At 44.0% G+C, this 13,052-nt stretch carries 12 protein-coding genes; 7 read left to right on the forward strand and 5 right to left on the reverse strand.

Annotated elements, in window-relative coordinates:
- Positions 1–42: 42 nt before the first annotated feature.
- From IRJ18_RS04275 to IRJ18_RS04290, 4 genes are all read left to right on the forward strand, one after another.
- Positions 43–1,644 (forward strand): DUF4139 domain-containing protein, encoded by a 1,602-nt coding sequence (locus IRJ18_RS04275; protein ID WP_194104963.1) that lies wholly within the window; start codon positions 43–45, stop codon positions 1,642–1,644.
- A 7-nt stretch (positions 1,645–1,651) separates the two neighbouring features.
- Entirely contained in the window at positions 1,652–3,151 is a 1,500-nt protein-coding gene (locus IRJ18_RS04280; protein ID WP_194104964.1) for an NADH-quinone oxidoreductase subunit N, read from the forward strand.
- A 306-nt stretch (positions 3,152–3,457) separates the two neighbouring features.
- Positions 3,458–4,765: an ammonium transporter gene (locus IRJ18_RS04285; RefSeq protein ID WP_194104965.1), complete on the forward strand. Its 1,308-nt coding sequence runs from the start codon at positions 3,458–3,460 to the stop codon at positions 4,763–4,765.
- Positions 4,766–4,997: 232 nt separating this feature from the next.
- The gene (locus IRJ18_RS04290; protein WP_194104966.1) at positions 4,998–6,905 is read left to right on the forward strand and encodes an amidophosphoribosyltransferase; all 1,908 of its coding nucleotides are present in this window, start codon (positions 4,998–5,000) and stop codon (positions 6,903–6,905) included.
- A gap of 172 nt (positions 6,906–7,077) precedes the next feature.
- Here IRJ18_RS04290 and IRJ18_RS04295 read toward each other — a convergent pair whose 3' ends face one another.
- The 4 genes from IRJ18_RS04295 to IRJ18_RS04310 all read right to left on the reverse strand — a co-directional run bounded on the left by IRJ18_RS04295 (position 7,078) and on the right by IRJ18_RS04310 (position 9,395).
- Positions 7,078–7,776 carry an ATP-dependent Clp protease proteolytic subunit gene (locus tag IRJ18_RS04295; protein WP_194104967.1) on the reverse strand — a complete coding sequence of 233 codons (699 nt, stop codon included), beginning with the start codon at positions 7,774–7,776 and terminating at the stop codon, positions 7,078–7,080.
- Positions 7,777–7,787: 11 nt separating this feature from the next.
- Positions 7,788–8,054 (reverse strand): hypothetical protein, encoded by a 267-nt coding sequence (locus tag IRJ18_RS04300; protein WP_194104968.1) that lies wholly within the window; start codon positions 8,052–8,054, stop codon positions 7,788–7,790.
- The gene (locus tag IRJ18_RS04305; RefSeq protein ID WP_194104969.1) at positions 8,035–8,571 is read right to left on the reverse strand and encodes an RNA polymerase sigma factor; all 537 of its coding nucleotides are present in this window, start codon (positions 8,569–8,571) and stop codon (positions 8,035–8,037) included. The genes IRJ18_RS04300 and IRJ18_RS04305 overlap by 20 nt, the downstream gene beginning before the upstream one ends.
- Before the next feature lie 173 nt (positions 8,572–8,744).
- Entirely contained in the window at positions 8,745–9,395 is a 651-nt protein-coding gene (locus IRJ18_RS04310) for a LysE family translocator (RefSeq protein WP_194104970.1), read from the reverse strand.
- Positions 9,396–9,555: 160 nt separating this feature from the next.
- On the opposite strand from IRJ18_RS04310, the gene IRJ18_RS04315 reads away from it, so the two are divergent.
- On the forward strand, positions 9,556–11,025 hold the full coding sequence (locus IRJ18_RS04315; RefSeq protein ID WP_194104971.1) for an MFS transporter: 1,470 nt from the start codon (positions 9,556–9,558) through the stop codon (positions 11,023–11,025).
- Between the two features lie 129 nt (positions 11,026–11,154).
- The gene (locus tag IRJ18_RS04320) at positions 11,155–11,610 is read left to right on the forward strand and encodes a deoxycytidylate deaminase (protein WP_194104972.1); all 456 of its coding nucleotides are present in this window, start codon (positions 11,155–11,157) and stop codon (positions 11,608–11,610) included.
- A gap of 141 nt (positions 11,611–11,751) precedes the next feature.
- On the opposite strand, the gene cmk is transcribed toward IRJ18_RS04320, so the two are convergent.
- Complete coding sequence (cmk, locus tag IRJ18_RS04325; protein ID WP_194104973.1) at positions 11,752–12,426, reverse strand: (d)CMP kinase; 675 nt, start codon at positions 12,424–12,426, stop codon at positions 11,752–11,754.
- Positions 12,427–12,549: 123 nt separating this feature from the next.
- Here cmk and arfB point away from each other — a divergent pair, with 123 nt between their 5' ends.
- Entirely contained in the window at positions 12,550–12,960 is a 411-nt protein-coding gene (arfB, locus tag IRJ18_RS04330) for an alternative ribosome rescue aminoacyl-tRNA hydrolase ArfB (RefSeq protein WP_194104974.1), read from the forward strand.
- Positions 12,961–13,052: the final 92 nt, after the last annotated feature.

A 13,052-nucleotide genomic window follows, 5' to 3' on the forward strand; every position in this document is an offset into this window, starting at 1 on the left:
TGGCTTTATTAACAAGATCGTTTCACTTTATATTCAACCATCATGCTTAACAAATTATTAATGGCCGGGATAATTTTATTCATATCAGCACAGGTAAAAGCTGACGATAGCCAAAAAGTGAGTTCAAAAATTCAGAAAGTAACTATTTTTTTAAACAGCGGGCAAGTAACCCGTACTGCAACAGCAAGCATTAAGCCTGGTACAACCACACTGGTATTTGACCATATTGCGCCGGATATAGATGCACAAAGTGTGCAGGTGCATGCCACAGGCGATTTTACCATCCTGTCGGTTACACCCGAAGTTAACGTAGCGAACGAGCAAACACGGCAAAAAACTATTGATGACCTGCTGGCCCAGCAAAAAGTTATTAAGGATAAAATAGCCGCTCAAACAGATTTAATGAGCATTTACCTTGATGAGGAAAAATTACTGAAAAACCAACTTACTAATAATACCACAAATGCCACAGTTGATATTGTTAAACTAAAACAAGCGCTTGATTTTCAGACAGCCCGCTTAACCGAATTGAAAAAAAATGAAATGCTGGTTACTCAACAAGTTGATGCGCTGAATACCGAGCTGCAAAAGATTAACGCCCTGATAACCACTACTGAAAATAGCGGCAGTAAAAAAAGCAGTAATATTTTGGTAACGGTATCGTCTGTCGGTAATACGGTAGGGCAGTTTACCTTAAGCTACCGCGTTTACCGCGCCAGCTGGACACCTGTTTATAATATCCGTGCTAAAGATGTAAAAAGTCCGGTAACTATTGTATATAAAGCTAAGGTTACCCAGCAAAGCGGTGAGGACTGGAAAGATGTGAAACTCACCTTATCGACAGGTAACCCTAACGTTAATGCCAACAGGCCCGATCTTTCCCCATATTACCTGGATATCCCAAAATATGAAATGGCCCAGGATAAAAGAAGCAATCAATTAAATGAAGTAGTTATAGTGAGGGGGATGGCCACACAAAGCCTTGGAAAGGTATATGGCATGGCATCGGTTCCGGGTGTTACCCAGCAGGAAAACCAAACCGCGACAGAGTTTAATATCAACACGCCTTTTTCGGTAAATGCCGATGGTAAACAAGCTACGGTTGAAATGAACCAGGTAGAACTGCCGGCTAAATACGAATACTACGCGGCGCCCAAAATAAACACCAACGTATTTTTAACCGCCCTGGTAACCGATTGGAACAAGTACAACTTTTTGCCCGGCGATATGAACCTGTTTTTTGAAGGTACTTATATTGGTAAATCATATTTAAATAGCCGTACCGCTAACGATACTTTAAAACTTTCTCTGGGCACTGATAAAAATATTGTAGTAACCCGTACCTTGCAAAAAAATTTAACAGGGAAACAGGGTATCGCATCTAACAGAAAAGAAACCCGCGATTGGCTGATAGAGGTAAAGAACAGGAAATCGCAACCTATAAATTTGTTATTGGAAGACCAGATACCCGTATCCGAAAACACAGATATTGTGGTAGATGCAAAGGAATTATCGGGCGGTAAACTGGATACTAAAACAGGTTTAATTGCCTGGAATTTTACTTTAGCCCCGCTGGATAATAAAAAGGCCGTTTTGAGTTACCAGGTGCGCCTTCCTAAAAATCAACTTATTGCAGTACAATAGATATTAAATGCACGACCTATTACCCTACATATCGTACCAGTTAAATACCGCCATCAGCAGTGTGCACTACTTTATGCCCGAGGTTTACCTGAGCGTGCTGTTTTTACTGGTGCTGATAACCGGCCTGGTTTATACCCGCAGCGCGGCAGCTATATGTCGTGTGGTCTCGGTAGTAGGGATGGTGTGTGTGATATTGCAGGACGGCATCCAATACCTACTGCCTGTAGATGAAATGCGGCCTATGTTTGGCGGAATGCTATTGTTGCACCATACCTCGGTAGTGTTTAAACTGATTATTGACTTTATAAGCCTGCTGCTGCTGCTTTATTTTGCCTGGGACAGGCAGTTGAAGGCCCATAAGAAGGGATTGTCCGATCTTTATGCCATTGTTATAGCCTCAATACTGGGCCTGCACCTAATGGTGATGTCCATCAACCTGCTATCCATCTACCTGGCTATCGAGTTTGTTTCGCTGGCCTCGTACCTGATGGTGGCTTATAAGGCGGAGCAGGGGATAAGCGCAGGGGCAGGCTTAAAGTACGTGCTGTTCGGCGCGGCTTCATCGGCGGTAATGCTGTATGGCATTTCGTTGCTGTATGCCTTCACGGGTTTTACCGATCTGTTTGCCGCGCAATTTGTGCATAATTTATCGGCAGTAAACCCTGTCAGCGTTTCATTTGCGCTGGTGTTAATTTTTGCGGGATTAGGCTTTAAGCTATCTTTTGTACCCATGCATTTTTGGGTACCCGATGTTTACCAGGGCGCCGCTACCCCGGTTACGGCTTACCTGTCTACTTTGCCTAAAATTGCAGCTTTTGCTATGCTGGTAAACTTTGTAAGGCCATTTATAATATCAGGCATATGGACAAGTTTTGATTTCAGGCTGTTCCTTTCAGTAGTAGGATTAATTACCATGGTAGCCGGCAATTTTGCCGCGGTAATGCAAAAGAATATCAAGCGCATGCTGGCGTATAGCAGTATCGGCCATACCGGTTTTGCATTAATGGCCGTAATATGTTTCAGTCCCGATGGTTTGAAGGCCTTATTGTTTTACCTTGCGGTATACAGTGTTGCCAACATAGGCGCGCTGATGCTGGCATCGTACTTCACTAATATTACCGGCGCCGAGAATGTGGACGATTATAAAGGGCTGGGCTTTAAACTGCCGACTGCTTCGGTGTGCTTCGTAATTATCCTTATTTCGTTAACGGGTTTGCCGGTAACCGCCGGTTTTATTGGGAAGGTGCTGGTATTCCAGTCGATATATTGTAGGTACCAGTTAGATCATCAGTTGCTTTACCTGCTGTTGATGGGTACCGGTGCGCTGACCACCGTGGTAGCATTATTCTATTACATTAAAATACCGCTTTATTTATTCCTGCGCAAAACAGATAATAACCACGAATACGTGGTGACCAGCCAAAGCTTGTTGTTTGCGGCGGTTGTTATTTCTTTTCTGCTGGTGTTTATCGGGATATTCCCCGATTATTTGGCTAAATATTTATAAAATACTCCAGGTTTAGCTCCATAAGGTTTTTTAATTCTGTTTGTTTGTCTATTTATTACGGGTGTAATATTACAGTCTGATTTTTTTGTGATTTTTTCAAAAAATATATGTTTTGAGATAGGTTTTAAACCAAATTTCTTGCGAAATAAAAAATTTAATGCCTTATTTTTATTTTAAATTATAAAATTGTTATATATTTTTAATTATCTATTGTGATTATTGTAAAAATTATATTTAATACCCGCGTATTTTAAAAATGTTACTATTTTGCAGCTTTGAAAATAACTCCGATTGAGCCTGTCAACCATGAAACGTTTTATCCCTATTAGTTTAGTACTAATTATCCTGCTATTGTCGTTCTTTTTCCCGGGCATTGATGTCCATAACACGGAAAAATCAACCATCAGCGCGGCCGATACTGCCTGGATGCTGACCGCCACCGCCCTGGTACTGATTATGACCCCAGGACTTGCCTTTTTTTACGGCGGTATGGTAAATAAGAAAAACGTAATATCAACCATGCTGCAAAGCATCATATGTATGGTTATTGTAACTGTAATGTGGGTGGTGTTTGGCTTTAGCCTGGCTTTTGGCGATAGCATTGGCGGGTTTATAGGTAACCCTAAAACCTTTTTCATGCTGAAAGGCATGCTGGGCAACCAAACCTGGCGTATGGCACCAACTATCCCTATTTTGCTGTTTGCCATGTACCAGTTAAAGTTTGCCATTATTACCCCAGCGCTGATCACGGGCGCCTTTGCCGAGCGGATCAACTTTAAATCGTACGTGATATTCCTTTGCCTGTTCTCCATATTTATTTTCTCGCCGCTGGCGCATTGCACCTGGCACCCGGATGGTTTTTTGGCCAAACTTGGCGTACTGGATTTTGCAGGCGGTACTGTTGTGCACATGTCGGCAGGCTGGGCGGCTTTAGCCTCGGCTTTATACTTGAAAAAACGTAACGAGAATACCCACTCGCCTGCACGTATCACTTATGTGATGATAGGTACAGGCTTGCTTTGGTTTGGCTGGTTTGGTTTTAATGCCGGGTCGGCATTTGGCGCTAATACTTTGGCGGTAACTGCGCTGGCCACCAGTATGGCAGCATCGGCAGCGGCAGGCGTTACCTGGATATTTTTTGATACGGTACGGGGCCGCAAGCCATCGGCTATGGGCACCTGTATTGGCGCGGTGGTTGGTTTAGTGGCTATTACCCCGGCCGCCGGGTTTGTATCGGTACCGCATTCGTTGGCTATTGGTATTATATCGGCCATTGTAAGTAACCTGGTGGTAGAATGGCGCACCCGCACCACTATTGACGATACACTTGATGTATTCCCTTGTCACGGTGTTGGTGGTATGGTGGGGATGCTTTTAACCGGCGTTTTTGCACATAAAAATATAAATGCTGCCAACGTAACAGGTAACGGACTGTTTTTTGGCGAAACACATTTGTTTTTGGTGCAATTAGCTGCTTTAATTGGCGTTTCTATTTTCGCGTTCTTCGGCTCATTATTGCTGTTGAAAATTACCGATATGATACAGCCGTTAAGGGTAACCAAGGAAGAGGAAACCTTAGGGCTTGATATTACCCAGCACGGAGAGAAGCTGTAACGGTCTGAACCGGGATTTAACAGATTAATAGGATTATAGGATTTATATCGTTGTCATCTTGCTAATCTGTTAAATCCCGGTTCAGACAATTCAACAAATCCAGCACAATCATAAGCGTTGCCAGCACGTATTGTATTTTTTACACACTAAGCGTTTATTTAATGCTTTTTAATGACAATTACAGGCTGATAATTAGCGCGATTATTTTAACTTTGCGTGCTCAAATCCAATCATGAGCGATCAGATTAAGCATGAATGCGGGGTGGCTTTTATCCGTCTACTAAAGCCACTATCTTATTACCAAAAAAAATATGGAACGGCACTGTACGGCATTAACAAGCTGTACCTGCTAATGGAAAAACAGCACAACCGCGGGCAAGATGGCGCGGGGGTAGCTACCATTAAGCTGGACATTGCACCGGGCAAGCGCTATATTAGCCGGCACCGAAGCATGGCGCCCAGCGCTGTGGCCGATATTTTTGAGTATATCCAAAAGAAGTTTGCCGATATTCAAAAGGAAACACCCGAAAAAATGCTGGACGCCGAATGGCTGAAAGAGAATGTTAGCTTTACCGGCGAGGTTTTACTGGGCCACCTGCGTTATGGTACTCATGGTAAGAATAGTATCGAAAGCTGTCACCCTTTCCTGCGCCAAAACAACTGGCAAACGCGTAACCTGGTTATTGCCGGTAACTTCAACATGACCAATGTTGATGAACTGCTGCAGCAACTGTACGACCTTGGCCAGCACCCTAAAGAAAAAGCTGATACTGTAACCGTACTGGAAAAAATAGGCCACTTTTTAGATACCGAGAACCAGGGCTTGTTTGACCAATACAAACGGGAGGGTGTGGACAATAATATGGAGATCAGTAACATGATAGCCAACGACCTGGACGTAGCTAAGATCCTGAAAAAATCAGCCAAAAGCTGGGACGGCGGGTATACCATCGCAGGTATTTTAGGTCATGGTGATGCTTTTGTAATGCGCGACCCGGTAGGTATCCGCCCGGCGTTTTATTATTATAACGATGAGATTGTAGTGGCCGCTTCCGAGCGCCCTGCTATACAAACTGCCTTTAACGTAGCTATCGAGGACATCCGCGAGATAAAACCCGGCCATGCCCTGATAGTTAAAAAGAATGGCAAAATAACTGAAGACCAGTTTAGTGAGCCCCAGGAAAAGAAATCGTGCTCGTTCGAGCGGATCTATTTTTCGCGCGGCAGCGATGCCTCGATCTACCGCGAGCGTAAACAATTGGGCCGTTTGTTGTGCCCGCAAATACTGGACGCGGTGGATCATGATATTAAAAACACCGTACTATCCTTTATACCAAATACCGCCGAAGTTGCCTACTATGGCATGGTAGAGGGTTTTCATAAATACATTAAAAAATACCAGCGCGATAAGCTGCTGAACCGCGCCGATAAAATTACCGACGAGGAACTGACCGAAGTATTGGCCATGGCCCCACGGGTGGAAAAGCTGGCGATAAAAGATGTAAAGCTGCGCACGTTCATCACTAACGATGCCGACCGCGGCGAGATGGTAGCACATGTATACGATACTACCTACGGTGTAATTAAAGCGGGAACCGATATGTTGGTAGCTTTGGATGATTCGATTGTACGCGGTACAACGCTGAAGCAAAGTATATTGAAGATACTGGACAGGCTGGGCCCTAAAAAGATAGTCATTGTATCATCGGCGCCGCAAATACGTTACCCGGATTGTTATGGTATTGATATGAGCCGTATGGGCGAGTTCGTTGCTTTTGAAGCGGCTGTAAGTTTGCTGAAAGAAACCGGTAAGGAAAACATACTGACCGAAGTTTACCAGAAATGTAAAGATAGCCTGGCCCTGCCGAAAGAGAAGGTACAAAACTACGTAAAAGCTATTTACGAACCGTTTACCGATCAGGAAATATCTGACCGTATAGCGAAGATCATTACACCTAAAGGTACTAATGCCGAAATAAAAGTATTATACCAAACGCTGGATAACCTGCATATTGCCTGTCCTGATCATCTGGGCGACTGGTACTTCAGCGGCGACTACCCAACCCCGGGCGGCAACAAGATTGTGAACCGCGCCTATGTGAACTGGATGGAAGGGAAGAACCAAAGGGCATATATGTAGGTCTTGAGTTCTAAGTCATAAGTTATAAGCAAACGCCCCGATTTATTGGGGCGTTTGCTGTTTTACAACCACGTCATTGCGAGGAACGAAGCAATCTCTAAGTTTACAGAGTAGCTGTGCATATTTAACTTTTGGGTGTAGAGATTGCTTCGTGCCTCGCAATGACGCAAGATTAAGCGTTGGCTTGGGGGACTAATATCTCATCAATTATCCCAAATTCCAATGCCTCTTGCGATGTCATCCAGTTATCGCGGTCGGAGGCGTGGTGGACTTCATCGTAGGTGCGGCCACTGTGTTCGGAGAGGATGGTGTAGAGTTCCTTTTGAATTTTAAGTACCTGCCGGGCGGTGATCTCAATATCCGATGCCGGGCCCTGTACGCCACCAGATGGTTGGTGCAGCATAATACGCGAATGTTTCAGCGCCGAGCGTTTACCTGCCGCGCCGCCGCACAGCAAATTAGCCGCCATGGATGCCGCCATGCCTGTGCAGATGGTAGCCACATCGTTGCTGATGATTTGCATGGTATCATAAATACCAAACCCGGCATACACCGAGCCGCCTGGTGAATTGATATACATCTGGATGTCTTTCTTACTATCTACCGATTGCAGGAACAGTAATTGCGCCTGTATCACATTGGCCATATGGTCTTCAACCTGGGTGCCAAGGAAGATAATGCGGTCTATCATCAGGCGCGAGAATACGTCCATCTGGGCCACGTTCAGCTGGCGCTCTTCGGTAATATAAGGCGTCATACTCATGGTAATGGCCGCTTGTTGGGTTTGTGCAATAAAGCGCTCAACCGCGAAAGTTTTGGCATGGCAATGCCCCACCGCATATTTGCGGAATTCGTTAGTGTCGATATTCATAAATGATGGTTTTACTTAAACAGCGCCAGCACTTTTTCCCTGAAACGCTGATGTTTGGTTTGGGTAAATAACTGCTGATGCACGGATTCTATCTCCGCTTTCAACTTTCGGCGGCCATATTGATTGATGATGGCGTACGCATCTTTTTGCAAGCTAACTTCCTGGTGCAGGTTTTCATCAAGCAATAGCTGGGCTTCAAACACCAGGTTGTCACCCGGATTATTGGTTTTTAAAATAAATCCTTCTATCTGCTGCAGCTTATTCAACAAAGTCTTCATAGGTTAAGGATTTACTTTTAACTGTTTCGCGTACTTTTTCCAGGCATTTAAACTTCTGCACCGTAGCCGACCGTTCGCCTGAGAAGCCAAATGTTTGGGCAATATCAGTCATGGGCAGCTTGTCGTAATAGAAGCTTTTCAGCAAATCCATACATTTTTCGCCGGTGCTTTCCAGGTAGTGTAGTATTTTATTGGTTATAGGCTGCTGCGCTTGGGGTATGGTTATGTCCAGGTTGTTAGCCTCATCCAGCGGTACATAGCGGCTATTGTTCTGATAGCTTTTTATCCAAAGATGCTTGGCAATGCCCATTAAATAAGCTTTTGCGTTGACAGGAGATTGGTTACCGCTGATGTGCTTCTCGTAATAAATTACCAGCGCGTCCTGAAAAACATCCTTCGCTTCATCGAACGATCCGCCCCGCCGGCTCACATAGCGCGCTACCGAGGGAAATGCCGATTGATACAGCTTTATAAAAAGCCGGGCATTGTTTGCTGTTTGTTGGGTATCATTTGCCATAATGAATGTGCATTTAATACTAAGTGCGGTAATTTAGGAAGATATCACCAAGGAAAAGGAAAAAATATTTCATTCATGTCATTGCGAGGAACGAAGCAATCTCTAAACTATGCAAGCCTCTTTGCTTATCAGGGATAGCCACGCTGCGCTCGCTATGACGTGGGGAGGCAAAATCAGCTCATCGGCGAGAACACATAGTGTGTCACCAGTTTATCAACCAAAATTAACGAGGCAATAATAAGGGCTATACCAGCAACCTGATTTAGGCGGTGTACCATTTTTTCGGATATGCGGTCGCGCAGCTTATTGGCGTAAAATGCTTTGGTAGTATCCATTCCAAATTGTACAATAAGTACGGTGAAGAACATGGTAGCCAGTTTTAGTCCGCGATGTGGGATGCCCTGGTGATAAATAGTACTGGCCGTACCAATAACGGTTATCCAATGAAAAAGGATAGTAGGGTTAAATATGCACATTACAAAGCCCTTTAAAAAAAAGCCTGCCTTGCGGATGCGTTTTGGGGCTACAGTTTTGTAATTAACATCGGCCTTTTTAAATATATAATAGATACCGATACCGAAAAGGATAGTAGTGCCTACAATACCCGCAATGGTTTTGGTTTGCGCAGATACATCAAAAAATTGCGAACCGAAAAGGATGGTGCCTACAAATACCACATCGCTGGTAACCACTCCCAGGGCTAAAGCAACACCTGCATGAAAGCCTTTTTCGATACTTGTTTTTATTAAAGCGAAGAAAACCGGGCCGGTTAAAAACGTGAGCACTAATCCAATCCCTATACCCGATATTACGGCTTCTATCATTTACTAATAGGCTTATATAACAGTTTAAAGTATGCGAATATGCAACTTTATCTATTAAACAAAGAAATTTAAGACCTGATTTAATTTTTAAAAATATTACGAATAATAAAAAATTAGCTTATGTTAGTGTCCTTTAAACACCAATTTAAATTTTAACCTTATGGAGCAAACTAACAGCAAGAACTATAGTTCGGCCTTGTTGACATTGATTACTGTTTTCTTTTTTTGGGGCTTTGTGGCCGCAAGCAACGATATCTTAATCCCTGTTTTCAAGGAGAAACTGAATCTCGAACAATGGCAATCGCAAATGATATCGTTCGCCTTTTATTTTGCTTATACAGTTGGTTCACTCATCTATTTCTTTATTTCAAAAGCCCGTGGCGGCGATATCCTGAACCATTTTGGTTATAAAAACGGTATTGCCGTGGGCCTTATAATTTCGGCATTGGGTACTTTATTATTTTACCCGGCAGCAGAAAGCGCTTCGTTCTATATTATGATCACCGGCTTATTTATTGTAGGGTTAGGTTTCTCGTTGCAGCAAATTGCGGCCAACGCGCTGACTGTTGCCATGGGCGACCCTAAAACAGGCGCGCAACGTTTAAGCCTTGCGGGTGGTGTAAATAACTTTGGTACTACTATTGGCCCCTTGCTGGTTAGTTTGGCCATTTTCGGTTCGGTATCTGCCAATTCGCAGGTGGCTGATATCAGCGCGGTAAAATTCCCTTATCTTATTTTAGGTGCGTTGTTTATAGTAGTGGCAGTTATCTTCAAATTCTCATCGGTACCCAACAAAATTGAAAACATAACCGAAGAGGTGGTAAGTTCGCCAACAGATGTGGCCGCCCCATTAGCCACTAACGATAGAAAAGGCGCGATCAACTACTTGCAATTATCGTTAGGTATGATAGCCATATTTGTTTACGTAGGTGTTGAAGTTTCTACCGCCAGTAACCTGCCGGCTTATATGAAAGAGAAATTAAATATACCTACCGCTAATATAGCCCCGTTCATTTCACTTTACTGGGCCAGCTTAATGATAGGCCGGTGGACAAACTCTATCGGTGCTTTCAGCCTATCGGGCGGGGTTAAGCAGGTATTGAAATTCTTAATGCCCTATATCGCATTCGCAGTGTTCCTGGCGGTGAACAGGATAGCCCAGCATGATATTACACCATTTTACATCTATGCCGCTGTAGTTGCCGTATTGATTATAGCCGATTTGCTAAGTCGCGGTAACCCGGCACGCCAATTATTAATTTTCTCAGGTTGTGCTATTGTTGCCCTGTTTATTGGGATGTTTACCACCGGTATGGTAAGTGTATTCGCTTTTGTTAGCGTGGGTTTATTTTGCTCAACCTTATGGCCATGTATTTATACCCTTGCGGTTACCGGCCTTGGCCGCCATACCAACGAGGGTTCCAGTTTCCTCATTATGATGATTATGGGCGGCGGATTTATCAGCTTGTTACAAGGTTTCTTAGCTGACCATTTCCTGGGCATCCAATTCTCGTACCTGGTGGGCGTAGCTTGTTTTGCTTATCTGGCGTTTTACGCAATTAAAGCAAAAAGTGAACTCAAAACGCAGGGTATTGATTTTGATGCTGTAGAGGTTAAAGGTGGGCATTGATTTTCCAGTGATTAGTTAATCAAAGAATAGAGATTGGTGTATTTATTTACTAATCTCTATTTTTTTGACTGTAAGTTTCTAATCTTTATTTTTAACCTTGATCTCTAATTAACTAATCTCTGATCACTGATGAACAAACCATCTTTCGAACATATCTTCATGAACCTTGCCGGCGATCTGGCTAAGCGGTCGCACTGTGTAAAAGCGCAGGTGGGGGCGGTGCTGGCTAAAGATACCCGTATTATTTCCATCGGTTACAACGGTCCGCCATCGGGCACGCACAATTGCGACGAAGAATGGCCGGGCGTTGGCTGCGCCCGCGATTCAAAAGGCAGCTGTTCGTTAGCACTTCACGCCGAGGAGAACGCCATATTGTATGCCGTAAAAAACGGTGCACGATTAGAAGGGGCAACTTTGTATACTACGTTATCACCTTGTTTAGCTTGCGCCAGGTTGATCTATTCGGCAGGGGTGAGGCAGGTTTACTACCGGTACTCGTACGCCGAATATAAAGGCTTAGTCAGCGATGAAGGGGTTGATTTCCTGAACAGGTTTGGGGTAAATACGGAGAAGTTTGTGGAGTAAGATCAACTTATAAAAGCTGTCATTTCGATAGAGCATAGGTAGATGTGTGCGAAGGGGCGAAAGAGAAATCTTCTACGATATACATGTCGCGTATAGAAGATTCCTCCTCGTACCTCGTTCGAAATGACATAGTAATAGGGGTTATTTCAAAAACGGCTCTATCTTATCCAGCGCAAATTGCAGCTGCTCGTCCGGTGTTAAATCGGTGTTGTCTAAAATAATAGCGTCTTCGGCGCGGGTGAGGGGGCTTTCCTCGCGGGTGGTGTCCTGATAATCGCGATGGGCCAGGTTTTCAAACACTTCCTCTAAAGTAATATCCGGATTTTTAGGCGCCAGTTCCTTAAAGCGGCGTTCAGCGCGGATCTTGGGGTCGGCGGTCATAAACAGTTTTACCTGGGCGTGCGGGAAAACTACGGTGCCGATGTCGCGGCCATCCATTACCACATTCTTTGATTGCCCCATGCGTTGCTGCTGCTTCACCATCTCTACACGTACTTCTTTAACGGCAGAAACAGCACTTACATTCTCGGACACCGGCATCAGGCGTATCTCATCTGATACTTCTTCGTCGTTTAGGGTAATATGTGTTTGGTAATCGCGCGAGTGGAAGTTAAGGTGGATATCCTTTAACGCCTCAGCAATTTGCTCGTGATTATGCAAATCGATATTGTTACGCAGAAAATACAAAGTCACCGCCCGGTACATAGCACCGCTGTCAACATAAATAAAATGGAGTTTTTTGGCCAGGGCTTTGGCTAAAGTGCTTTTTCCGCATGACGAGTAGCCATCGATAGCTACCACAATGTTATTGCTCATCGGGGTACGAAGATAGGGAATTTTAGTGAGTGGTTGAATAAGTGAGGAGTTGAATAAGTTATCTGCCAATAAATAAAACGGTTGACTCAATCAACCTAATCTACCATTCATTAAATTAGCACCATGAACTTAAATAAAGCCGACCTGCAAAAGGAAGTGAGCTATAAAACATCGCGCAGCGGGGGCAAAGGCGGCCAAAATGTAAACAAGGTTTCTACCAAAGTTGAACTGCTGTTCCCGATTGAAACATCGCTGTTATTTACAGATGAAGAGAAAGCTTTGCTGATCACCAAACTACATTCCCGTTTTAATAAAGATGGCTTGCTGCAAATTGTGTGCGACGAGGAACGTAGTCAGCTGTTGAATAAAGAGATAGCGCTTGGACGCCTGGTGCAAATATTGGGTAATGCTTTAATTGTACCCAAAGCGCGGAAAAAAGTAAAAATATCTAAAGCCAAAAAAGCGGCACGGTTAGATGCCAAAAAACTCCATTCAGCCAAAAAAGAATCGAGAAGGAAGGATTTTGGGGAGTAATACTTGTCGTCATCCTGAGCGATAGCGAAGGATCCCAAATAAGCAGAGTCGCTTAGCATATCGGAGATTCTTCGCTATCGCTCAGAATGACG

The organism is Mucilaginibacter boryungensis, assembly GCF_015221995.1.
GTDB lineage: Bacteria > Bacteroidota > Bacteroidia > Sphingobacteriales > Sphingobacteriaceae > Mucilaginibacter > Mucilaginibacter boryungensis.

Excerpts from the sequence above, each read along its gene's own strand:
- IRJ18_RS04275 (WP_194104963.1), top strand. The coding sequence starts at position 43 with ATGCTTAACAAATTATTAATGGCCGGGATAATTTTATTCATATCAGCA.
- IRJ18_RS04280 (WP_194104964.1), top strand. The coding sequence starts at position 1,652 with ATGCACGACCTATTACCCTACATATCGTACCAGTTAAATACCGCCATC.
- IRJ18_RS04285 (WP_194104965.1), top strand. The coding sequence starts at position 3,458 with ATGAAACGTTTTATCCCTATTAGTTTAGTACTAATTATCCTGCTATTG.
- IRJ18_RS04290 (WP_194104966.1), top strand. The coding sequence starts at position 4,998 with ATGAGCGATCAGATTAAGCATGAATGCGGGGTGGCTTTTATCCGTCTA.
- IRJ18_RS04295 (WP_194104967.1), bottom strand. The coding sequence starts at position 7,776 with ATGAATATCGACACTAACGAATTCCGCAAATATGCGGTGGGGCATTGC.
- IRJ18_RS04300 (WP_194104968.1), bottom strand. The coding sequence starts at position 8,054 with ATGAAGACTTTGTTGAATAAGCTGCAGCAGATAGAAGGATTTATTTTA.
- IRJ18_RS04305 (WP_194104969.1), bottom strand. The coding sequence starts at position 8,571 with ATGGCAAATGATACCCAACAAACAGCAAACAATGCCCGGCTTTTTATA.
- IRJ18_RS04310 (WP_194104970.1), bottom strand. The coding sequence starts at position 9,395 with ATGATAGAAGCCGTAATATCGGGTATAGGGATTGGATTAGTGCTCACG.
- IRJ18_RS04315 (WP_194104971.1), top strand. The coding sequence starts at position 9,556 with ATGGAGCAAACTAACAGCAAGAACTATAGTTCGGCCTTGTTGACATTG.
- IRJ18_RS04320 (WP_194104972.1), top strand. The coding sequence starts at position 11,155 with ATGAACAAACCATCTTTCGAACATATCTTCATGAACCTTGCCGGCGAT.
- cmk (WP_194104973.1), bottom strand. The coding sequence starts at position 12,426 with ATGAGCAATAACATTGTGGTAGCTATCGATGGCTACTCGTCATGCGGA.
- arfB (WP_194104974.1), top strand. The coding sequence starts at position 12,550 with ATGAACTTAAATAAAGCCGACCTGCAAAAGGAAGTGAGCTATAAAACA.